The sequence below is a fragment of the Pseudomonas sp. SF2 genome (assembly GCF_036858055.1).
Taxonomy (GTDB): domain Bacteria; phylum Pseudomonadota; class Gammaproteobacteria; order Pseudomonadales; family Pseudomonadaceae; genus Aquipseudomonas.
In genome coordinates, this window is sequence record NZ_JAMBDI010000021.1 from 139,797 (window position 1) to 162,415 (window position 22,619).

Below are 22,619 nucleotides of genomic sequence, written 5' to 3' on the forward strand. Positions count from 1 at the left end.
GCGACATAAATTTTCAATGGTGAGACATGAAAATTTGTGAGCATCGCTGTCGCTGTGCAACAATGGTTTTCCATGGCCACCGCAAAAAAGCTGGCGTTTGATCGGCGTGGATGGTAAGTGGTTGTTAAAAAAGAGATTTACCTCCGTTGAGAGGTGAACCTGGTGAGAATGTGTCTATGAAAACAGGTCTGTACCATCCCGAAGAATTCAAGGACAACTGTGGTTTTGGCCTGATCGCCCACATGACGGGCGAACCGAGCCACCACCTTCTGCAAACCGCCATGCAGGCCCTGACTTGCATGACCCACCGCGGCGGCATCAACGCCGACGGCAAGACCGGTGATGGTTGCGGTCTGCTCATGCAGAAGCCCGATCAGTTCCTGCGTGCCGTGGCCCAGGAGCACTTTGCCGTCGAACTGCCCAGGCAGTACGCCGTCGGCATGGTGTTCTTCAACCAGGACCCGGTCAAAGCCGAAGCCGCTCGCGCCAACATGGACCGCGAAATCATCAACGCTGGCCTGAAGCTGGTCGGCTGGCGCAAGGTGCCGATCGACACCAGCGTGCTCGGCCGCCTGGCCCTGGAGCGCCTGCCGCAGATCGAGCAGGTGTTCATCGGCGGTGAAGGCCTGAGCGACCAGGAATTCGCCATCAAGCTGTTCAGTGCCCGTCGCCGTTCGTCCGTGGCCAACGCCCACGACGCCGACCACTACATCTGCAGCTTCTCGCACAAGACCATCATCTACAAAGGCCTGATGATGCCGCGCGATCTCGCGGCCTTCTACCCGGACCTGGGTGACGAGCGCCTGCAAACCGCGATCTGCGTGTTCCACCAGCGCTTCTCCACCAACACCTTGCCGAAATGGCCGCTGGCGCAGCCGTTCCGCTTCCTCGCCCACAACGGCGAGATCAACACCATCACCGGCAACCGCAACTGGGCCATGGCCCGTCGCACCAAGTTCGCCAACGACCTGATCCCCGACCTCGAAGAGCTCGGCCCGCTGGTCAACCGCGTCGGTTCCGACTCCTCAAGCATGGACAACATGCTGGAGCTGATGGTCACCGGCGGCATCGACCTGTTCCGTGGCGTGCGCATGCTGGTACCGCCAGCCTGGCAGAACGTCGAGACCATGGACGCCGACCTGCGCGCCTTCTACGAATACAACTCCATGCACATGGAGCCGTGGGATGGCCCGGCCGGTATCGTCATGACCGAAGGCCGCCACGCGGTGTGCCTGCTCGACCGTAACGGCCTGCGCCCGGCGCGCTGGGTGACCACCAAGAACGGCTACATCACCCTGGCGTCGGAAATCGGCGTATGGGACTACAAGCCCGAGGACGTCATCGCCAAGGGCCGCGTCGGCCCGGGCCAGATCTTCGCCGTGGACACCGAAACCGGCCAGATCCTCGACACCGACGCCATCGACAACCGCCTGAAGTCGCGCCACCCGTACAAGCGCTGGCTGCGTCAGCACGCCCTGCGCATCCAGGCGACCCTGACCGACGACCAGGGCGTGGCCAGCTACGACGCTGACCAGCTCAAGCAGTACATGAAGATGTTCCAGGTCACCTTCGAAGAGCGTGACCAGGTGCTGCGCCCGCTCGGCGAGCAGGGCCAGGAAGCGGTCGGCTCGATGGGTGACGACACGCCGATGGCCGTGCTGTCGCAACGCGTGCGTTCGCCGTACGACTTCTTCCGCCAGCAGTTCGCCCAGGTAACCAACCCGCCGATCGACCCGCTGCGCGAAGCGATCGTCATGTCCCTGGAAATCTGCCTGGGTGCCGAGCGCAACATCTTCCAGGAATCCCCGGAGCACGCTTCGCGGGTGATCCTCAGCTCGCCGGTCATCTCGCCCGCCAAGTGGCGTTCGCTGATGAACCTGGAGCGCGAAGGCTTCGACCGCCAGCTGATCGACCTCAACTATGAAGAGAGCGTCGGCCTGGAAGCGGCCATCCGCAACATCGCCGACCAGGCTGAAGAGGCCGTGCGCGCTGGCAAGACCCAGCTGGTGCTGAGCGACCGCTACATTGCTCCGGGCAAGCTGCCGGTGCACGCCTCGCTGGCCGTGGGTGCGGTGCACCACCGCCTGACCGAACAGGGCCTGCGTTGCGACAGCAATATCCTGGTGGAAACCGCCACCGCTCGCGACCCGCACCACTTCGCCGTGCTGCTGGGCTTCGGTGCCTCGGCCGTTTACCCATATCTGGCCTATGAAGTGCTGGCCGACCTGATCCGCACCGGCGAAGTGCTGGGTGACCTGGACGAAGTCTTCAAGTACTACCGCAAGGGCATCTCCAAGGGCCTGTTGAAGATCCTGTCGAAGATGGGTATCTCCACCATCGCCTCGTACCGTGGCGCGCAGCTGTTCGAAGCGATCGGCTTGTCCGAGGAAGTGGTCGGTCTGAGCTTCAAGGGCGTTTCCAGCCGCATCAAGGGTGCGCGCTTCGCAGACCTGGAAAGCGACCAGAAGCTGCTGGCAGCCGAAGCCTGGAGCGCGCGCAAGCCGATCCAGCAAGGCGGCCTGCTGAAGTTCGTCCACGGTGGCGAATACCATGCCTACAACCCGGATGTGGTCAACACCCTGCAGGCTGCCGTGCAGCAGGGCGACTACGCCAAGTTCAAGGAATACACCACGCTGGTCGACCAGCGCCCGGTGTCGATGATCCGCGACCTGCTGAAGGTGAAAGTGGCCGACCAGCCGCTGCCGCTGGAGCAGATAGAGCCGCTGGAGGCGATCCTCAAGCGCTTCGACTCCGCGGGTATCTCGCTGGGCGCACTGTCGCCTGAGGCCCACGAAGCGCTGGCCGAGGCGATGAACCGCCTGGGCGCGCGTTCCAACTCGGGTGAGGGCGGTGAAGACCCGTCGCGCTACGGCACCATCAAGAGCTCGAAGATCAAGCAGGTGGCCACCGGCCGCTTTGGCGTGACCCCGGAGTACCTGGTCAACGCCGAAGTGCTGCAGATCAAGGTTGCCCAGGGCGCCAAGCCCGGTGAGGGCGGCCAGCTGCCAGGCGGCAAGGTCAACGGCCTGATCGCCAAACTGCGCTATGCGGTACCGGGTGTGACCCTGATCTCGCCACCGCCGCACCACGACATCTACTCGATCGAAGACCTGGCCCAGCTGATCTACGACCTCAAGCAGGTCAACCCGCAGGCCCTGGTTTCGGTCAAGCTGGTGGCTGAAGCCGGCGTCGGCACCATTGCCGCCGGTGTGGCCAAGGCCTATGCCGACCTGATTACCATCTCGGGCTACGACGGTGGTACCGGTGCTTCGCCGCTGACCTCGATCAAGTACGCCGGTGCCCCGTGGGAGCTGGGCCTGGCCGAGACCCACCAGACCCTGCGTGGCAACGACCTGCGCGGCAAGGTACGGGTACAGACCGACGGCGGCCTGAAGACTGGCCTGGACGTGATCAAGGCGGCCATCCTCGGCGCCGAAAGCTTCGGCTTCGGTACCGCGCCAATGATCGCCCTGGGCTGCAAGTACCTGCGCATCTGCCACCTGAACAACTGCGCCACCGGCGTGGCCACCCAGAACGACAAGCTGCGCAAGGACCACTACATCGGCACCGTCGACATGGTGATCAACTTCTTCACCTTCGTCGCCGAAGAAACCCGTGAGTGGCTGGCCAAGCTGGGCGTGCGCAGCCTCGGCGAGCTGATCGGCCGTACCGACCTGCTCGACGTGCTGCCGGGCGACACCGAGCGCCAGCAGTACCTGGACCTGTCGCCACTGCTGGGCAGCTCGCACATCCCGGCGGACAAGCCGCAGTTCTGCGAAGTCGACAAGAACCCGCCGTTCGACCAGGGCGAGCTGGCCGAGAAGATGGTGGAAATGGCCATGCCGGCCATCCGCGACCAGGCCGGTGGCGAGTTCAGCCTCGACATCTGCAACTGCGACCGTTCCATCGGTGCGCGCGTGTCGGGTGAAATCGCCCGCTTGCACGGCAACCAGGGCATGGCCGCGGCGCCGATCACCTTCCGCTTCAAAGGCACTGCGGGCCAGAGCTTCGGCGTGTGGAACGCCGGTGGCCTGAACCTGCACCTGGAAGGCGACGCCAACGACTACGTCGGCAAGGGCATGACCGGTGGCAAGGTCACCATCGTGCCGCCAGCCGGCAGCCCGTTCGAAACCCAGCACAGCGCCATCGTCGGCAATACCTGCCTGTACGGCGCCACCGGCGGCAAGCTGTTCGCCGCCGGTACTGCTGGTGAGCGCTTCGCTGTACGTAACTCCGGCGCCCACGCTGTTGTCGAGGGCACTGGCGATCACTGCTGTGAATACATGACCGGCGGCTTTGTCTGCGTGCTGGGCAAGACCGGTTACAACTTCGGTTCTGGCATGACTGGCGGCTTCGCCTACGTGCTCGACATGGACAATACCTTCGTCGACAAGCTCAACCATGAGCTGGTGGAAATCCAGCGTATCAGTGGTGAAGCGATGGAGGCCTACCGCAGCCACCTGGCGCGGGTCCTTGCCGAGTACGTGGAAGAGACCGGCAGCGAGTGGGGGCGTGAGCTCTCGGAGAACCTGGACGACTACGTGCGGCGCTTCTGGCTGGTCAAGCCGAAGGCAGCCAACCTGAAGCAACTGCTGTCCAGCACCCGTGCCAACCCGCAGTAACAACAGCTGCAAGTGGCGGCCCCGTACGCGGGGCCCGTCGTGCTCAAGTGATCGTCTTGCAGCTTGCAGCCTGAGGCTGGCAACTGCGGTAAAGAGGTTTTGAAAAATGGCTGAACGTCTGAACAACGACTTCCAGTTCATCGAGGTGGGCCGCAAGGACCCGAAGAAAAAGCTGCTGCGCCAGCGCAAGAAGGAGTTCGTGGAAATCTACGAGCCGTTCAAGCCGCAGCAGTCCGTGGAGCAGGCACACCGCTGCCTGGGCTGCGGTAACCCGTATTGCGAATGGAAGTGCCCGGTGCACAACTTCATCCCCAACTGGTTGAAGCTGGTTTCCGAAGGCAACATCCTGGCCGCGGCGGAGCTGTCGCACCAGACCAACACCCTGCCGGAAGTGTGCGGCCGCGTATGCCCGCAGGACCGCCTGTGCGAGGGTGCCTGCACCCTGAACGACGGTTTCGGCGCAGTGACCATCGGCTCGGTGGAGAAGTACATCACCGACACCGCCTTCGCCATGGGCTGGCGACCGGACATGTCCAAGGTCAAGCCAACCGGCAAGCGCGTTGCCATCATCGGCGCGGGCCCGGCCGGCCTGGGCTGTGCCGATGTGCTGGTACGTGCCGGCGTGACCCCGGTGGTGTTCGACCGCAACCCGGAAATCGGCGGCCTGCTGACCTTCGGCATTCCCGAGTTCAAGCTGGAAAAGACCGTGCTCAGCAACCGCCGTGAAGTGTTCACCGGCATGGGCATCGAGTTCCGTCTGAACACCGAGGTGGGCAAGGACGTGACCATGGAGCAACTGCTCGCCGAGTACGACGCGGTGTTCATGGGCATGGGGACCTACACCTACATGAAGGGCGGCTTCCCGGGCGAGGACCTGCCGGGCGTGCATGACGCGCTGGACTTCCTGATCGCCAACGTCAACCGCAACCTGGGCTTCGAGAAGTCGCCGGAAGACTTCGTCGACATGCAGGGCAAGAAGGTAGTGGTGCTGGGTGGTGGTGACACCGCGATGGACTGCAACCGCACCTCGATCCGCCAGGGCGCCAAGTCGGTGACCTGCGCCTATCGCCGTGACGAGGCCAACATGCCGGGTTCGCGTCGCGAGGTGAAGAACGCCAAGGAAGAGGGCGTGAAGTTCCTCTACAACCGCCAGCCTATCGCCATTGTCGGCGAAGACAAGGTCGAAGGCGTGAAAGTGGTCGAGACCCGTCTTGGCGAACCGGATGCCCGTGGCCGTCGCAGCCCCGAACCGATCCCGGGGTCCGAAGAGATCCTGCCGGCCGATGCCGTGGTCATCGCCTTCGGCTTCCGCCCAAGCCCGGCGCCGTGGTTCGAGCAGCATGGCATCCAGCTGGACAGCCAGGGCCGCGTGGTGGCACCGGAGAAGGGCAAGTTCAAGCACCAGACCAGCAACCCGAAAGTGTTTGCCGGTGGCGACATGGTGCGCGGGTCGGACCTGGTGGTGACGGCTATCTTCGAAGGCCGTACTGCTGCTGAGGGTATCCTGGACTACCTGGAAGTCTGATCGATTGTCGGGGCCGCTTCGCGGCCCTTTCGCGACACAAGGCCGCTCCCACAGGGGAAATGCATTCCTCATGTGGAAGCGGCCTTGCGTCGCGATGGGCTGCAAAGCAGCCCCAACGGCATTTTTGTATACAAAAATCCTTGATCCATGGCATCCAATAGACAAAACGCATGGCCTTGACCGTGCCTTTTGCGCTGGCGTCTGAGAAAATGCCCGCACTATTTTTCCGGATGCCGACATGACTGCCCTGAAGAACGATCGTTTCCTGCGTGCACTGCTCAAGCAACCCGTAGACGTCACCCCGGTGTGGATGATGCGCCAGGCCGGCCGCTACCTGCCGGAGTACCGCGCCAGCCGCGCCAAGGCCGGTGACTTCATGAGCCTGTGCATGAACCCCCAGTTCGCCTGTGAGGTCACCCTGCAGCCGCTGGACCGCTACCCGCTGGACGCTGCGATCCTCTTCTCGGACATCCTCACCATCCCCGATGCCATGGGCCTGGGCCTGTACTTCGAAAGCGGCGAAGGCCCGCGCTTCAAGAAGGTCATCAGCACCCCGGCCGACATCGAAGCGCTGCCAATCCCCGACCCGCAGAAAGACCTTGGCTACGTGATGGACGCGGTCAGCACCATCCGCCGCGAGCTCAACGGTCGTGTGCCGCTGATCGGCTTCTCCGGCAGCCCGTGGACCCTGGCCACTTACATGGTCGAAGGCGGCTCGTCGAAGGACTTCCGCAAGACCAAGGCCATGGCCTACGACAACCCGCAGGCCCTGCACCTGCTGCTGGACAAGCTGGCCCAGTCGGTCACCAGCTACCTCAACGGCCAGATCCTCGCTGGCGCCCAGGCCGTACAGATTTTCGACACCTGGGGCGGCAACCTGTCGGCGGCGGCCTACCAGGAGTTCTCCCTTGCCTACATGCGCAAGATCGTCAGCGGCCTGATCCGCGAGCACGAAGGGCGCAAGGTGCCGGTGATCCTGTTCACCAAGAATGGTGGCCTGTGGCTGGAAAGCATCGCCGAAGCCGGTGCCGACGCGCTGGGCCTGGACTGGACCTGCGAGATCGGCGATGCCCGCCGCCGCGTGGGTGACAAGGTGGCGTTGCAGGGCAACATGGACCCGACCGTGCTTTACGCCAAGCCCGAGGCCATCCGCAAGGAGGTGGCGCGCATCCTGGCCAGCTATGGCCACGGTACAGGCCATGTGTTCAACCTGGGCCACGGCATCACCCCGGAAGTCGACCCGGAGCACGCTGGCGTGTTCATCAACGCCGTGCATGAACTGTCGGCGCAGTACCATCAGTGAATCGATCGCTGAACACGAAAGCCCGGCCATGTGCCGGGCTTTTTGTTGCATTAAGTTTTAATTCAGCGATCGTCGTTAATCTGGTCCCATCGAAACCGAAACAGGACCTGATCCTCATGAAAGCACGTTATCTTGCATTGATCCTCGCCCCCTTGTTCAGCACTGCGGCCCTGGCTGCCGGGTATACCGGCCCAGGTGCCCAGTCGGTCACCACCGTAGCTGCGGCCAACGATGCTGCCGATGACACCCCGGTTGTGTTGCAAGGCTTCGTGACCAAGAAGATCAACAACGACGACAAGTACGAGTTCAAGGACAACACCGGCACCATCACCGTGGAAATCGATGATGAAGACCTGCCGCCGACGCCGTTCAACGACAAGACCAAGGTCAAGCTGACCGGGGAGGTGGAGAAGCACCTGATGAGCCGGGAGGTGGATGTGGATAGGGTCGAGATCATCAACTGAGCCACTGGCCTCTTCGCGGGTGAACCCGCTCCCACAGGTATAGCGTTGCCCTCAGCTGTAGCGCGGTCCCTGTGGGAGCGGGTTTACCCGCGAATGGGCCTCAAGCAGTTTTCGGTGGTAGCCTGCTCAGGTGCAGCGCCACCAGCAACGCCACCACCAGCAAGCCGCCAATGAACAGCCCGATGCCGTTCCAGCCCCACTGGTGCCAGAACACCCCGCCCGCCGTACCGGCCACACTCGACCCGGCGTAATAGCTGAACAGGTACAACGACGACGCCTGCCCCTTGGCCTTCAAGGCCCTGCGGCCAATCCAGCTGCTGGCCACCGAGTGTGCGCCGAAGAAGCCAAAGGTGAACACCAGCATACCGACGATCACCATCGCCAGGGGGCTGGCCAGGGTCATCAGCAAGCCACCCGCCATCACCACGATACTGGCCCAGAACACCTTGCGCCGGCCCAGCTTGTCGGCCAGCGCGCCGACCTGCGCCGAACTGTAGATGCCCGACAGGTACACCACCGACAGCAAGCCGACCAGTGCCTGGTTCATGTGGTAGGGCTCGGCCAGCAGGCGGTAGCCGATGTAGTTGAACAGGGTGACGAAGGCGCCCATCAGCAGGAAGGCTTCGAGGAACAGCCAGGGCAGGCCGGCATCCCTGAAGTGCATGACGAAGCCATCCAGCAGGCTGCGTGGGTTCATCGCCTGTGGGCGGAAGTTGCGCGATTCGGGTAGCACCCTCCAGAACACCAGCGCCGCCACCAGGGCCAGGCCGCCGATGGTCAGCATCGCCGTGTGCCAGCTGACGAAGTCGATCAGCACGCCGGTGATCAGGCGCCCGCTCATGCCGCCAATGGCATTGCCACCGATGTACAAGCCCATGGCCAGGCCGATGTGCTGCGGGTGAATTTCTTCGCTCAGGTAGGTCATGGCCACCGCCGCCAGGCCGCTCAACGACAGGCCGACCAGGGCGCGGGTGGCCAGTACCAGCTCCCAGCTGGGCATTATCGCGCTGGCCAGGGTGGAGAGGGCGGCGCAGACCAGGGCAAACACCATCACCGGCTTGCGCCCGATGCGGTCGGAGACAGGGCCGGTGATCAGCAGGCCGAACGCCAGCATGGCTGTCGAGACCGACAGCACCAGGCTGCTCTGCGCCGCATTGATGGCAAATTCCTTCGACAGCAACGGCATCATCGGCTGCACGCAGTACAGCAGGGCGAAGGTGGCGAAGCCGCCGCTGAATAGCGCCAGCACGGTCTTCATGAAGGCGGGGGTGCCTTTTTCGATCCACATTTCGTTCAGCGGGGCAGGTTCGGGCTCGACGGGAAGGGGCGCTACAGCAGTTTTCACGGGCGGGTACCTCTGGCGCAATGAAAAAAGCATATAGCTGGCTAATGATTAGATCCAATATATTGTTCGACCTATTTAAGACGTTTTACGACCTGTTCGGAGCCGATCATGGAACTGCGCCATCTGCGTTACTTCATCGCCGTGGCCGAAGAGCTGCACTTTGGCCGCGCTGCCCAGCAACTGGGCATTTCGCAACCACCCTTGAGCCAACAGATCCAGGCGCTGGAGCAGGAACTGGGAGCCCGGCTGTTCGAGCGTACCAACCGTCGGGTCGAGCTGAGCGAGGCGGGGCGGCTGTTCCTCGAGGAAGCCCGCCAGGTGCTGGCGCAAGTGGAGAAGGCCGCCGACGTGGCCCGGCGTGCGCAGTTAGGTGAGCTGGGGGAGATGAAGATCGGCTTTACCTCGTCGGCACCGTTTACCTCGAAGATCCCCAAGGCCATCCATGCCTTCCGCCAGCGCTTCCCGGCGGTGCACCTGAACCTCAAGGAAATGAGCAGCCGCGATGTTGCTGAAGGAGTATTCGACGAGTCCATCGAAGTGGGGCTGATGCGGCCGATGCCGCTGCCGGAAGGGCTGGTGGCCACTGAACTGTTTCGCGAGCCGCTGGTGGCGGTGATCAACGCCTCGCACCCGTTGGCCGAAGGCACGGAACATGGCGTGCACATGGCCGCCCTGGCCCATGAGCCGTTCGTGTTCTTCCCGCGCAGCTATGGCAGCGGGTTGCACGCGCAGTTGCTGAGCCTGGCGCGCCAGGCGGGTTTCAGCCCGCATTTTGCCCAGGAGGCAGGGGAGGCGATGACCATCATCGGCCTGGTGTCGGCGGGGCTTGGGGTGTCGGTGCTACCGGCGTCGTTCCAGCGCATGCGCATCGAGGGGGTGGTTTATCGCACGCTGCTGGATGAAGGGGCGATGTCGGCGGTGTGGCTGGTGCAGCGCGAGCGTGGGGCTTCGGCGATGGCCAAGGCATTCGCCGAGCTATTGACGGGGCAGGTGGTCGGCCAAGGGTAATGCGGGTCAAATGGCGCTGGTCATTGCCGCAGCCGCACCACATACTCGGGCATTCGTTGATACACGGAGGTCAATCATGCGGCGCGTGGTGTTCAATCAGAAAGGTGGCGTGGGCAAGTCGAGTATCGCCTGCAACCTGGCGGCGGTCAGTGCCAATGAAGGCTACCGGACCCTGTTGATCGACCTGGATGCCCAGGCCAACTCGACCCAGTACCTCACCGGCCTCACCGGCGAGGACATCCCCATGGGCATCGCCGACTTCTTCAAGCAAAGCCTGTCCAGCGGGCCGTTCAGCAAGAAGAACCAGGTCGATATCTACGAAACCCCGTTCGACAACCTGCACGTGGTCACCGCCACGGCCGAGCTGGCCGATCTGCAGCCCAAGCTTGAGGCGAAACACAAGATCAACAAGCTGCGCAAGTTGCTCGACGAGCTGGACGAGGACTACGAGCGCATTTACATCGATACCCCGCCAGCGCTGAACTTCTATGCGGTGTCTGCGCTGATCGCCGCCGATCGCGTGCTGATTCCCTTCGACTGCGACAGCTTCTCGCGCCAGGCCCTGTATGGCCTGCTGGCCGAGATCGAAGAACTCAAGGAAGACCACAACGAAGACCTGGTGGTCGAAGGCATCGTGGTCAACCAGTTCCAGTCCCGCGCCAGCCTGCCACAGCAGATGCTCGACGAGCTGCTGGCCGAAGGGCTTCCGGTGCTACCGGTGTACCTGGGCAGCTCGGTGAAGATGCGTGAGTCGCACCATGCCAGCCTTCCGCTGATTCACCTGGAGCCCAGGCACAAGCTGACCCAGCAGTTTGTCGAGTTGCACGATTTGCTCGAACGCTGCGAGTGAGCGTTGTTTCTTGTCGCTTGCAGGAAGGGTGACTACCGCTCATAATCTCCCAAAACGGGAGATATGCTTGGATGCGCGTCATTGCCAAAAGCACCTTGGTGAAGTTCTGGGGTTTGCCCGGACATGAGGATGCCAAAGCCCCCTTGGAAAGCTGGCACGACATGGCCATCAAAGCCATCTGGCGAACGCCGCAGGATGTAAAGGACCAGATTGGCAGCGCCAGCATATGTGGCAACAACCGCGTGGTCTTCAACATCGGGGGTAACAAGTACCGGCTTGTAGTCGAGATGCAGTATCGAGCCGGTATTGCCTGGGTGAAGTTCGTCGGTACGCATGAGCGATATGACGAGATTGACGTGGAGACAATCTGTGAATATTAAGCCAATCCGCAACGATGATGATTTGCGAGCAGCATTCCAGCGGCTTGAAACCATTTTTCAGGCTGAAGCGGGAACGCCAGAAGCCGATGAAATGGAAGTGCTTGTGACACTGATCGAGGTGTACGAGAACAAGCACTACCCCATCCACCCGGCTAACCCCATCGAGGCCATCAAGTTCTGCATGGATCAGCAGGGGCTCACACCGCGTGATCTAGAACCCTTCATTGGTCCAAGCGGGAGAGTCTCGGAAGTCTTGAATGGAAAGCGTGGATTGAGCCTTTCCATGATCAAGCGCCTGCATGATGGCCTTCGTATCCCCTATGAGTCGCTGCTGGCGAGTGCTTGAGAACTAAACTCCCTGGCTACGCAACCACTCCAGCAACGACTGGAGTGGAAACGCCCCGGCTTGACGGCTGACTTCACGGCCATTCTTGAACAGCAGCAGGCTGGGGATCGAGCGGATACCCAGTTGCCCGGCCAGGTTGCGGTTGGCTTCGCTGTCGAGCTTGGCCAGGCGGCAGCGGCCGGCCAGTTGGCGGGCGGCCTGTTCGAATGTGGGGGCGAAGGACTTGCATGGGCCGCACCAGTCGGCCCAGATGTCGACCAGCAGTGGCAGGTCGCCTTTGATCTGGCTGGCGTAGCTGGCTTCGGTGAGTTCGAAAGGGGTGCTCAGCAACACGTCCTGTTTGCAGCGGCCGCATTTCGGCGCGTCGCCCAGGCGCTCGGCAGGCAGGCGGTTGAGGCCGTTGCAGTGGGGGCAGGGGATTACCAGTGGTTCGGACATATCAATTCCTTGTGTTGTTTGTTCGGGCCCTATCGCCGGCAAGCCAGCTCCCACAGGGTTCGGAGTTGGTCAGGAGGAGCAGCTGATTTCCAGGTGCTTGCCCCATTCCGGCGGTCGCTCGGCATAGTCCTGCATCCCGGCCTGCTCCTCGAACGGGCGGCTCAGCACTTCATGCAGCCGTCGCACTTCACTGTAATCCCCCGCTTCGGCCGCTTCGATGGCTTTCTGCGCCAGGTAGTTGCGCAGCACGTACAGCGGGTTCACCGCATGCATGCGCTCACGGCGCCCTTCGGCATGATTTGCTTCGCGCTCGCAGCGGGCCAGGTAGTCCGCCCCCCAGGCATCGAAACCGGCCAGGTCGATGAAGTCGTCGCGCACCACCTTCAGCGCCTCGGTGACGGGCTGATCACCCAGCTTGCGGAAGAACAGGTTGTAGTCCACACCACCGCTCTGCATGCGCTGCAGCAGGCGTTCTACCAGCGCCATGTCGTCCTCTTCTGCGGTGGTCAGGCCCAGGCGCCGGCGCATCAGGTCCAGGTAGTGTGCCTGGTACAGCGGCAGGAACAGGCCCAGCGCCTCCTTGAGCGGTTCGACTTCGATCACCGTGGTCAGCGCCTGGGCCAGCGCACTGAGGTTCCAGTGGGCGATCGGTACCTGGTTGGCGTAGCTGTAGCGACCACGGTCGTCGGAGTGGTTGCAGATGAAGTTGGCGTCGAAGTCGTCGAGGAAGGCGTACGGGCCGAAGTCGAAGGTGATGCCGAGGATCGACATGTTGTCGGTGTTCATCACCCCGTGGCAGAAACCATAGGCCTGCCAACGGGCGATCAGCTCGGCATTGCGTTCGACGATGGTGCGGAACATGGCCAGGTACGGCTGCTCGGCATCGCGGCATTCGGGGTAGTGCTGCTCCAGCACGTGGTCGATCAGCACGCGTTGCTGTTCCGGCTGCCTGGTGTAGTAGAAGTATTCGAAATGCCCGAAACGCACATGGCTCTGCGCCAGGCGGGTGAGCATGGCCGCGCTTTCGCGGGTTTCGCGCCACACCGGGGTGCTCGAGCCGATCACGCACAATGCCCGGCTGCTGGGAATGCCCAGGGCGTGCAGGGCCTCGGAGGCGAGGAACTCGCGGATCGACGAGCGCAGCACGGCGCGGCCGTCGCCCATGCGCGAGTAGGGCGTCTGTCCGGCGCCCTTGAGGTGCAGGTCCCAGTGCTCGCCCTGGTCATTCAGCACTTCGGCCAGCAGCAGCCCGCGGCCATCACCCAGGCGCGGGTTGTAGGAGCCGAACTGATGGCCGGAATAGACCATCGCCCGCGGATCGGCCTCTTCCCATAGCTTGTGGCCGCTGAACAGCTCGGCGAAAACCGGCAGCTCTGCCTGGGCCGGGTCGAGATCGAGCAGGGCCATGGCCGACTCGCTCGCTACCACCAGGCGCGGGTCTGCGATGGGTTCGGGCAGGACCTGGGTGGAGAACGCATCGCCCAGGCGGGCGAAGCGATTGTCGAAGGTGAGTTGGTCGAGGGCTTTCACGGGGCCGGCTCCAGAAATTGATAGGCTGGGGCCGCTTTGCGGCCCTTCGCGGGCTTGCCTGCTCCCACAGGGATTGCACCGCTCTCAGGGGCAGCGGTGGCCCTGCAGGAGCGGGCGAGCCCGCGAACGAGGGCAAAGCCCTCGCAGGGGTTCTGCACAGAATAAAGTATTCGCGCCCGTTCAGGCCGAAGCAGTGCCATCCGGTTTCGGCTGTTCCACCGGAATCAGCTGCTGTTTGCCGCCCTTCGGATCCATCAGGAACACCTCGACCTGGCGCACCGAGATCTTGATGTTGTGCGCCTTGAACTGGCGGTTGATGTAGCGGTTGATCTCGTCCAGCGTCGGGTTGCGATCGCCCAGGTCCCGCACGTGCATGCGCAGCTCGTGGTCCAGCGAGCTCTCGCCGAAGTTGAGGAAGTACACGATCGGCTCCGGGTCCTTGAGCACGCGTGGGTTTTCGTGGGCGCCCTTGAGCAGCAGGTCGCGCACCAGGTCCAGGTCCGAGCCATAGTCGATGCCCAGCTTCAGCGTCACCCGGGTGACCGTGTCGGTCAGCGACCAGTTGATCAGCTGGCCGGTGATGAAGGTCTTGTTGGGGACGATGATGTCCTTGCGGTCGAAGTCGGTGATGGTGGTGGCGCGGATGCGGATCTTGCTCACGGTGCCGGACAGGTTGCCGATGGTGATGGTGTCGCCAATCCGTACCGGGCGCTCGAACAGGATCATGATGCCGGAGATGAAGTTGGCGAAGATCTCCTGCATGCCGAAGCCCAGGCCCACCGACAGCGCTGCTACCAGCCACTGCAACTTGTCCCAGCTCACCCCGAGGGTGGACAGGGTACTGACGATGCCGACCCCGACGATGACATAGGACAGCAAGGTGGTGGTGGCGTACGCACTGCCCTGGGCCAGGTTGAGCCGCGACAGCACCAGGACTTCGAGCAGGCCGGGCAAGTTGCGTGCGAGCGCGAAGGTGATGCCGATGATGACCAGCGCACCGAGGAAGTCGCCCAGGCTGATCGGCACCATGCTGGCGGTGGCGCCGGTGCCGCTGGTGTATTCGTAGAGGACGAAGTTGTTGAGGTAGGCGAACACCGAGATCAGGTCTGACCACACCCAGTACAGGCCGGCGATGAAACCGCCAAGCAAGGCCAGGCGGATCAGGCGCAGCGACTGCTGGTTGACCTGTTCGATGTCCAGCGTGGGTTCTTCGGTGATGACTTCGCCATCCAGCCCTTCCTTGGCCGCCGCCCGCTTGCTCAGCGCACGCTGGTAGGCCAGGCGCCGTGCCGCCACCGACAGGCCACGCACGAACGCGGCTTCGATCACCAGCCAGAACAGCAGCAGGTACAGGGTGTAGATCAGCCGGTCGGTCAGTTTCAGCGCGGTGTAGTAGTAGCCGAAGCACACGGCCACGAACAGGGCGATGGGCAGGGCGGTGAAGGCCACGCCCACGGCCTTGCGGAACAGCGAGGTATCGCGGTGCGCCGGGCTGCTGAGCAGCAGGCGGCTGAGCAGCCAGGCCATCAGCGCGTAGCAGGCCAGCACCACGCCGATGCCCAGCACATCATCGGCCAGCGCCGAAGGCTGATGTTCGGCTACCGCCACCACGCCGACCAGCGCCAGTACCACGGTGCCCAGGCGGCGCACCCAGCCGCGCAGGAACTCGACCTGCGGCTTGTGCCAGCGGAAGTGGATTTCCGCCACGCCGCCGGGAGCAAGGATGCGGTAGGCGGTGTAGAACACCAGCCAGGCCTGGGCCAGTTGCCAGAGGGCGGCGCCGAGGTTGGCGTTCTGCCCGCGCGCGTCGATCTGCAGGGCGTAGCTGCACAGGGCCAGGCCCAGGCTGACCGGCATCGCCAACAGGATGTTGATGAGGATCGCCTGAGGCGTGTGCCACTGGCTGTCGCGGCGGAAGTGGCCGATGTCCTGGTGCACCTTGCCCAGCCTTTGGTACAGGTACGTGCGGCGCCACAGCAGGGCGCCGATCACCAGCAGCAGCGGCAGGAACAGCAACGGGCGTTGGCTCAGGCCGTCGGCCAGCTCCTTCAGGCCCGAGCCCCACGGCAGGTTGGCCACCTGGTCGGCCAGGCGTTCCGGCACATAGCGCAGCCAGTCCCAGTCCAGCGGCTTGTTGCTGGGGATCCAGAACATTTGCTCGTCGAGGGTAGTGCGCAGGCTCTGGGCAGTGCCCAGCAGCTGCTTCTGGTTGAGCTGCAGGGTGATCGATTCGTTGAGCAGTGCCGACAGCTCGCGGTTCAGCCGCTCCAGCAGGTCGCTGCGGGTAATCGCCACTTCCAGCAGGGCTTTGCGCAGCTGTGGCGTCACCTCTTCCTGCGGTTGGGCGGCCAGCAGCTTGTCGACGTAGGTGACCGGGCTGCTCATCTGCTCGCGTTGCTGGTTGACCTCGAACTGGTACAGGCGGGTGTCGGCGATCTGGTCGGCCAGGTCACGGTCGACCTTCAGGTGCGGCAGGGTCTGCTTTTGCTTGTAGAGGATCTTCGACAGCAGCAGGCTGCCCTTGAGCACATTGATCTGCTCGTCCAGTGCCTGGTCGGCCTGGGTCAGGCTATCCAGTTGTTGCTTGGTGCGCAGGTTCTGCTGGGTCAGTTCGTTGAGGCGGTCGGTGCTTTTCAGCAGGTAGTCGGAGAGCTTGAGGTTGACCGCGCTTTCGGTGGCCAGCAGGCTGCTGCCGCCGGCTTTCTGGGCCTCGATCGACTGCTGGGTGACGGCTTCCTGGGATTGGGCCAGGCGCTTGTCGTTGATCAGGGTCTGCAGGTCCTGGATTTCCTGCTCCAGGCGCGCGGCGCGTTCGATCAGCAAGTCGTGGCGGGCGTTGCCCAGGTCTTGCAGCAGGCTGTTGCCGGCCAGCTCCTGGCGGCGCAGCAGGGTCAGCGCGTTGAGCGAAGCCAGTTCGGCATTGAGCTGGTTGCGCTGGTCGGCGTTGATCTGTTTGCCGGCGTCCTTGCCTGTCTTGAGGATGTTGTTGATCTGCTGGGTGCGCGCCTGGCTGTTGCTGATTTCGGCTTGGGCGCGTTCCGGGCGGGTCTGCGAATTGATGATCAGGCTGTTGGCTTCGGACAGTGCCTTCTGCAGCTCTCCCTGCTGGGTGCTGCGTTCGCTGAGCATCTGCTCCAGTTGCGGCACGCTGAGGCTGGCATAGCGCTGGGCCACCGGCTGTGGCTTGCTTTCCTTGAGCCTTGCCAGTTCGCGCTGGCTGTCGCTGGTTTCTTTTGGCGCACCAGCCAGCTGCTGCTTCAGCGCGGCGAGTTTCTTCTCGTTGTCTTCCTTGCTGGCGAGCAGGCTGAGGGTTTGTTCCAGCACCTGCTGCAGGGCTTTCTGCTCGGCCTCGGGTAGCTTGCGCTCGGCGATCTTGTCGAGGCTGTTCTGGATGCTGGCGGTGGTCGGGGCTTCTGCTGCCGTGGCTGCAAAAGAGAGAGACAGGCACAGCCCGAGCAGGGCTGTGCGGAGGTACACGCACAGGGACATAGGCAGACTACTTGTGGATCCGGCAGAAACGAAGTTTAGAGGAACAATCCTGGTCCGGGTCGCGTTCCTTCGGGGAATCTGACGCCTACTTTCTGGATCTTGTTCCCGTCCATGGTGGCCACGGTCCAGATCGTGCCATGCCATTCGACCTGGTCACCTACTACTGGAGCGCCTCCGACCTTCTGTCGGATGAACTGGGCCAGCGGCATTTTCGCGTCCAGGCCGTCGAGTTTCAGGCCGTACAACGCTGCCACCGCACCCAGTTCGGCATCGCCTTCGAGCACGAAGTCGCCAAAGAAGCGCAGGTCAAGGCCGCGTTGTGGCGCCTGGCTGAACAGTTTGCCCAAGGCCGGCAGGTTGTGCTCGTGGCCGATCACGCAGAGCATGTCACCCACTTCCAGCACGGTGCTGCCCGAGGGGTGCAGCAACTGCTCGCCCCGGAACAGCGCGGCGATCCGCGTGCCTTCAGGCATTTTCAATTCGCGCAGGGCAGCGCCGATGCACCATTTTTCGGCGCCCAGGCGGTAGACGAACAGTTCCCACTCGCTGGTGATGTGCACTTCCAGGGCGGAGCGGGAGATTGGCGCCGGGTCTGGCGGTACCGTCACTTTCAGCAGCTTGGCCATCCACGGCAGGCTGGTGCCTTGCACCAGCAGCGACACCAGTACGATGAAGAAGGCCAGGTTGAAGAACAACTGGGCGTCCGGCAGGCCGGCCATCAGCGGGAACACTGCGAGGATGATCGGCACCGCACCGCGCAGGCCGACCCAGGAAATGAAGGCCTTTTCACGGCCGTGGAAGGCCTTGAACGGCAGCAGGCTGGCGACCACCGACAGCGGGCGTGCCACCAGGATCATCCATAGCGCCAGGCCCAGTGCCGGCAGGGCGATGGGCAGCAGGTCGTGGGGCGTGACCAGCAGCCCCAGCACCAGGAACATGCCGATCTGCGCCAGCCAGGCCATGCCGTCGAGCATGTGCAGGATGCCGTGGCGACTGCGGATCGGTTTGTTGCCCAGCACCAGGCCGCACAGGTACACGGCAAGGAAGCCGCTGCCGTGCAGGGCGTTGGTCGCCGAGAACACCACCAGGCCGCCGGCGATCACCAGGATGGGGTACAGGCCGCCAGCGAGCTTGATGCGGTTGACCAGTTGCAGCATCAGCCAGCCGCCGCCCAGGCCCAGCAGCCCGCCGATGCCGAACTCGCGTAGCAGGTGGGTGAGCAGGCTCCAGTGCAGGCCGGTCTGGCCGCTGGCGATCATGTCGATCAGGGTGACGGTGAGGAACACCGCCATCGGATCGTTGCTGCCCGACTCGATCTCCAGGGTGGCGGTGACCCGCTCGTTGAGGCCTTTGCCGCCGAGCAGCGAGAACACCGCCGCGGCGTCGGTGGAGCCGACGATGGCGCCGATCAGCAGGCCCTGGATCAGGCTCAGGTCGAACAGCCAGGCGGCGACCAGGCCGGTGAGGGCGGTGGTGATCATCACGCCGATGGTGGCCAGCGACAGCGCCGGCCACAGCGCCACGCGGAAGCTCGCCACCCGCGTGCGCAGGCCGCCGTCGAGCAGGATCACGGCCAGCGCCAGGTTGCCCACCAGGTAGGCGGTCGGGTAGTTGTTGAAGATGATGCCGCCACCATCGACCCCGGCGACCATGCCGACGGCGAGGATGATGACCAGGATAGGGATGCCCAGGCGCGACGACAGCGAGCTGACCAGGATACTTGCGCCCACCAGCAATGCGCCGATCAGAAACAGGCTGTTGATGGTGCTTGCATCCAAGGGCAGGTACTCCGGGGACAGCGGGGGGAGGGGACTTGATAGCATGTCGCTAGCAGGTCGCGTGCCAAATGATTCTAACCTGATGAATTGGCAGGCTGTAAAGCGTTTCTGCAGATGAAAAAAAGGCACCGCGGTGGGTGCCTTTTCTGGTGTTGCCTGGGCGGGCCCTTTCGCGGGTGAACCCGCTCCCACAGGTGCTGCACGGTTTCCAGACCTGTGCAAAGCCTGTGGGAGCGGCTTTAGCCGCGAAGAGGCCGGTACAGGTTTACGCCTGCTTCACTTCACGCATCGGCTTGCCCTTCACCGGTGCATCGCCCGCCACGTAGTACTTGGCAGTGCTGCGCGGCAGCGGCTTGCGGCCACGGATCTTGTCCGAGATTTTCTCGGCGATCATGATCGTGGTGGCGTTGAGGTTACCGGTGATGATCAGCGGCATGATCGACGCATCGACCACACGCAGGCCCTTCATGCCATGCACGCGGCCTTCGCCGTCGACCACTGCCATGTCGTCGGTGCCCATCTTGCACGAGCAGGACGGGTGGAAGGCGGTTTCGGCGTGCTCGCGGATGAACTTGTCCAGCTCTTCGTCGGTTTGCACGTGTGCGCCCGGGCTGATTTCACGGCCACGGTACGGGTCCAGTGCCGGCTGGGCCATGATTTCACGGGTCAGGCGGATGCCGTCACGGAATTCCTGCCAGTCCTGTTCGGTGGACATGTAGTTGAACAGGATGCTCGGGTGTTGGCGCGGGTCCTTCGACTTGGCCTGGATGCGGCCGCGGGCAGGCGAGCGCATGGAGCCCATGTGTGCCTGGAAGCCGTGTTCCTTCACGCCGTTGGAGCCGTTGTAGTTAATGGCCACCGGCAGGAAGTGGTACTGAATGTTCGGCCACTTGAATTCAGGGCGGGTACGAATGAAACCACCGGCCTCGAACTGGTTGCTGGCGCCGATGCCGGTGCCGTTGAACATCCACTCGGCACCGATGGCCGGCTGGTTCCACCACAGCAGCGACGGGTACAGCGAAACAGGCTGGGTGCAGGCGTACTGAAGGTACAGTTCCAGGTGGTCCTGCAGGTTTTCGCCAACGCCAGGCAGGTCGTGCACCACCGGGATGTCGAGGCTTTCCAGCAGGGCGCGCGGACCGACGCCGGAGCGCTGCAGCAGCTGCGGCGAAGCGATGGCGCCGGAGCTGACGATCACTTCCTTGCGGGCGCGGGCTTCAACGCGTTCTTCGCTGTCACCGACCAGGTAGGTCACGCCAATGGCGCGCTTGCCGTCGAACAGCACGCGGTCAGTCAGGGCGTGGGTGACGATGGTCAGGTTCGGGCGCTTCTTGGCCTGGTCCAGGTAGCCACGAGCGGTGCTGGAACGGCGGCCGTTCTTGGTCACGGTACGGTCCATGGGACCGAAGCCTTCCTGCTGGTAGCCGTTGAGGTCCTCGGTGCGCGGGTAACCGGCCTGCACGCCGGCTTCGACCATGGCGTGGAACAGCGGGTTGTTGCCCGCTTTTGGCGTGGTCACGCTGACCGGGCCTTCGCCGCCGTGATAGTCGTTCGGGCCGATGTCGCGGGTTTCGGCTTTACGGAAGTACGGCAGGCAGTCCAGGTAGGTCCAGTCTTCCAGGCCTGGCAGTTCTGCCCAGCCGTCGAAGTCCATGGCGTTACCGCGGATGTAGCACATGCCGTTGATCAGCGACGAGCCACCCAGGCCCTTGCCGCGGCCACATTCCATGCGGCGGCCGTCCATGTACGGCTCCGGGTCGGTTTCGTAAGCCCAGTTGTAGCGGCGGCCCTGCAGCGGGAAGGCCAGGGCGGCCGGCATCTGGGTGCGGAAGTCGAAACGGTAGTCCGGGCCACCGGCCTCCAGCAGCAGTACGGTGACGCCGGCGTCTTCGGTCAGGCGGGTCGCCAGGGTGTTACCGGCAGAGCCGGCACCGACGATGATGTAATCGAATTCTTGGGACATGAAAGTACCCTCGTGTTGGCGGTGATCAGGGAGCGGGAACGCCCGTGCGCAGTGGCACGGGCGGGGCCGTACAGGGCCTTAGAAGACCGAGTTGTAGCCGCCCAGCTCGACCTGGACCGACTTGATGCGAGTGTATTGCGCCAGCGAGCTGACGCCGTTCTCACGGCCGACACCCGACTGCTTGTAGCCACCGACCGGCATTTCGGCCGGCGATTCACCCCAGGCGTTGATCCAGCAGATACCGGCTTCCAGCTTGTGGATGATGCGGTGGGCGCGGGTGATGTCGTTGGTGCACACACCGGCGGCCAGGCCGTATTCGGTGTCGTTGGCACGACGGATGACTTCTTCTTCGGTTTCGTAGGTGAGGATGCTCATCACCGGGCCGAAGATCTCTTCCTTGACGATGGTCATGTCGTCGGTGCAGTCGGTGAACACGGTCGGGGCCACGAACGCGCCCTTGGCGAAATCACCGGCGGTCAGGCGCTCGCCACCGCACAGCACGCGGGCACCTTCTTCCTTGCCCTTGGCGATGTAGCCGAGCACGCTTTCCATGTGCTGGAAGCTGACCAGCGGGCCGAAGTTGGTGTTTTCGTCTTCCGGGTTGCCAGCGCGGATGCGGGCAACGCGCTCGACGATCTTGGCCTCGAAGGCAGCCTTCATTTCAGCCGGGATGAACACGCGGGTGCCGTTGGTGCACACCTGGCCCGAGCTGTAGAAGTTGGCCATCATGGCGATGTCGGCGGCCTTGTCCAGGTCGGCGTCGGCGCAGATGATCAGTGGCGACTTGCCGCCCAGTTCCATGGTGACTTCCTTGAGCGACGAGCTCGAGGCGCTGGCCATGACCTTCTTGCCGGTGGTGGTGCCGCCGGTGAAGGAGACTTTTTCGATGCGTGGGTGTTCGGTCAGCCAGGTGCCGACTTCGCGGCCGCTGCCGGTCAGAACGTTGAACACGCCGTTTGGCAGGCCGGCTTCGGTGTAGATCTCGGCCAGTTTCAGGGTGGTCAGCGAGGTGACTTCCGACGGTTTGAAGATCATCGCGTTGCCGGCGGCCAGGGCCGGGGCGGATTTCCACAGGGCGATCTGGATCGGGTAGTTCCAGGCGCCGATACCGGCGGTCACGCCCAGCGGCTCGCGGCGGGTGTAGACGAAGGACGATTCACGCAGCGGGATCTGCTCGCCTTCGATGGCCGGAACCAGGCCAGCGTAGTACTCCAGCACGTCGGCGCCGGTGACGATGTCGACGTAGCGGGTTTCCGAGTACGACTTGCCGGTGTCCAGGGTTTCCAGCATGGCCAGCTCGTCGTTGCGCTCGCGCAGGATCTCGACGGCGCGGCGCAGGATGCGCGAACGCTGCATGGCGGTCATCGCGGCCCAGACTTTCTGGCCACGCTCGGCGCTTTCGACGGCCTTCTCGACGTCAGCCTCGGTGGCACGTTGCACGTGGGCGAGGACTTCGCCGGTAGCCGGGTTGATGGCTTCGAAGGTGGCATCGCTGCCAGCGTCGACGTAAGCGCCATCAATGTAGAGTTTTTGCGTTCCGAAACGGGCCATAGTGTCCTCGCAAGTGCAGTGTGTGGT

The 22,619-nt window shown here is 63.5% G+C and carries 15 protein-coding genes; 8 read left to right on the forward strand and 7 right to left on the reverse strand.

Annotated features, from left to right (window positions below):
* Positions 1–176: 176 nt before the first annotated feature.
* The 4 genes from gltB (at position 177) to M2S36_RS14800 (ending at position 7,914) form a co-directional block, all read left to right on the forward strand.
* Positions 177–4,622: a glutamate synthase large subunit gene (gltB, locus tag M2S36_RS14785; RefSeq protein ID WP_207828294.1), complete on the forward strand. Its 4,446-nt coding sequence runs from the start codon at positions 177–179 to the stop codon at positions 4,620–4,622.
* Between the two features lie 106 nt (positions 4,623–4,728).
* Positions 4,729–6,147 (forward strand): FAD-dependent oxidoreductase, encoded by a 1,419-nt coding sequence (locus M2S36_RS14790; RefSeq protein WP_013974599.1) that lies wholly within the window; start codon positions 4,729–4,731, stop codon positions 6,145–6,147.
* A gap of 238 nt (positions 6,148–6,385) precedes the next feature.
* A complete protein-coding gene (gene hemE, locus M2S36_RS14795; protein ID WP_025340953.1) occupies positions 6,386–7,450 on the forward strand; it encodes a uroporphyrinogen decarboxylase in 1,065 nt (354 codons plus the stop codon).
* A gap of 116 nt (positions 7,451–7,566) precedes the next feature.
* Positions 7,567–7,914, forward strand: coding sequence for a YgiW/YdeI family stress tolerance OB fold protein (locus M2S36_RS14800; RefSeq protein ID WP_063912051.1), 348 nt, complete (start codon positions 7,567–7,569; stop codon positions 7,912–7,914).
* Between the two features lie 100 nt (positions 7,915–8,014).
* Here the strand turns inward: M2S36_RS14800 and M2S36_RS14805 are convergent, their stop codons facing one another.
* Complete coding sequence (locus tag M2S36_RS14805) at positions 8,015–9,202, reverse strand: MFS transporter (protein WP_333957371.1); 1,188 nt, start codon at positions 9,200–9,202, stop codon at positions 8,015–8,017.
* Between the two features lie 165 nt (positions 9,203–9,367).
* On the opposite strand from M2S36_RS14805, the gene M2S36_RS14810 reads away from it, so the two are divergent.
* From M2S36_RS14810 to M2S36_RS14825, 4 genes are all read left to right on the forward strand, one after another.
* Positions 9,368–10,267 (forward strand): LysR family transcriptional regulator, encoded by a 900-nt coding sequence (locus tag M2S36_RS14810; protein ID WP_207828305.1) that lies wholly within the window; start codon positions 9,368–9,370, stop codon positions 10,265–10,267.
* 76 nt (positions 10,268–10,343) lie between these two features.
* Complete coding sequence (locus tag M2S36_RS14815) at positions 10,344–11,117, forward strand: ParA family protein (RefSeq protein ID WP_207828307.1); 774 nt, start codon at positions 10,344–10,346, stop codon at positions 11,115–11,117.
* A 71-nt stretch (positions 11,118–11,188) separates the two neighbouring features.
* Positions 11,189–11,497 carry a type II toxin-antitoxin system HigB family toxin gene (locus tag M2S36_RS14820; RefSeq protein ID WP_333957364.1) on the forward strand — a complete coding sequence of 103 codons (309 nt, stop codon included), beginning with the start codon at positions 11,189–11,191 and terminating at the stop codon, positions 11,495–11,497.
* Complete coding sequence (locus M2S36_RS14825) at positions 11,487–11,843, forward strand: helix-turn-helix domain-containing protein (RefSeq protein WP_207828315.1); 357 nt, start codon at positions 11,487–11,489, stop codon at positions 11,841–11,843. Before M2S36_RS14820 ends, M2S36_RS14825 begins: the two co-directional genes overlap by 11 nt.
* A gap of 3 nt (positions 11,844–11,846) precedes the next feature.
* On the opposite strand, the gene trxC is transcribed toward M2S36_RS14825, so the two are convergent.
* The 6 genes from trxC to betB form a co-directional block, all read right to left on the reverse strand.
* On the reverse strand, positions 11,847–12,281 hold the full coding sequence (gene trxC, locus M2S36_RS14830) for a thioredoxin TrxC (RefSeq protein WP_013974593.1): 435 nt from the start codon (positions 12,279–12,281) through the stop codon (positions 11,847–11,849).
* A gap of 69 nt (positions 12,282–12,350) precedes the next feature.
* A complete protein-coding gene (selO, locus tag M2S36_RS14835) occupies positions 12,351–13,811 on the reverse strand; it encodes a protein adenylyltransferase SelO (RefSeq protein ID WP_207828317.1) in 1,461 nt (486 codons plus the stop codon).
* A gap of 180 nt (positions 13,812–13,991) precedes the next feature.
* The gene (gene mscK / locus M2S36_RS14840) at positions 13,992–17,300 is read right to left on the reverse strand and encodes a mechanosensitive channel MscK (RefSeq protein WP_333957366.1); all 3,309 of its coding nucleotides are present in this window, start codon (positions 17,298–17,300) and stop codon (positions 13,992–13,994) included.
* 35 nt (positions 17,301–17,335) lie between these two features.
* Positions 17,336–19,078 carry a potassium/proton antiporter gene (locus M2S36_RS14845; RefSeq protein ID WP_207828321.1) on the reverse strand — a complete coding sequence of 581 codons (1,743 nt, stop codon included), beginning with the start codon at positions 19,076–19,078 and terminating at the stop codon, positions 17,336–17,338.
* A gap of 265 nt (positions 19,079–19,343) precedes the next feature.
* Entirely contained in the window at positions 19,344–21,041 is a 1,698-nt protein-coding gene (betA, locus tag M2S36_RS14850) for a choline dehydrogenase (RefSeq protein ID WP_075046623.1), read from the reverse strand.
* A gap of 78 nt (positions 21,042–21,119) precedes the next feature.
* Complete coding sequence (gene betB / locus M2S36_RS14855) at positions 21,120–22,592, reverse strand: betaine-aldehyde dehydrogenase (protein WP_025340943.1); 1,473 nt, start codon at positions 22,590–22,592, stop codon at positions 21,120–21,122.
* Positions 22,593–22,619 lie beyond the last annotated feature (27 nt).

Coding starts and splice junctions, on each gene's coding strand:
- mscK (WP_333957366.1), bottom strand. CDS start 17,300: ATGTCCCTGTGCGTGTACCTCCGCACAGCCCTGCTCGGGCTGTGCCTG.
- betA (WP_075046623.1), bottom strand. CDS start 21,041: ATGTCCCAAGAATTCGATTACATCATCGTCGGTGCCGGCTCTGCCGGT.
- betB (WP_025340943.1), bottom strand. CDS start 22,592: ATGGCCCGTTTCGGAACGCAAAAACTCTACATTGATGGCGCTTACGTC.
- M2S36_RS14820 (WP_333957364.1), top strand. CDS start 11,189: ATGCGCGTCATTGCCAAAAGCACCTTGGTGAAGTTCTGGGGTTTGCCC.
- M2S36_RS14800 (WP_063912051.1), top strand. CDS start 7,567: ATGAAAGCACGTTATCTTGCATTGATCCTCGCCCCCTTGTTCAGCACT.
- M2S36_RS14805 (WP_333957371.1), bottom strand. CDS start 9,202: ATGTGGATCGAAAAAGGCACCCCCGCCTTCATGAAGACCGTGCTGGCG.
- M2S36_RS14815 (WP_207828307.1), top strand. CDS start 10,344: ATGCGGCGCGTGGTGTTCAATCAGAAAGGTGGCGTGGGCAAGTCGAGT.
- trxC (WP_013974593.1), bottom strand. CDS start 12,281: ATGTCCGAACCACTGGTAATCCCCTGCCCCCACTGCAACGGCCTCAAC.
- M2S36_RS14790 (WP_013974599.1), top strand. CDS start 4,729: ATGGCTGAACGTCTGAACAACGACTTCCAGTTCATCGAGGTGGGCCGC.
- hemE (WP_025340953.1), top strand. CDS start 6,386: ATGACTGCCCTGAAGAACGATCGTTTCCTGCGTGCACTGCTCAAGCAA.
- gltB (WP_207828294.1), top strand. CDS start 177: ATGAAAACAGGTCTGTACCATCCCGAAGAATTCAAGGACAACTGTGGT.
- M2S36_RS14810 (WP_207828305.1), top strand. CDS start 9,368: ATGGAACTGCGCCATCTGCGTTACTTCATCGCCGTGGCCGAAGAGCTG.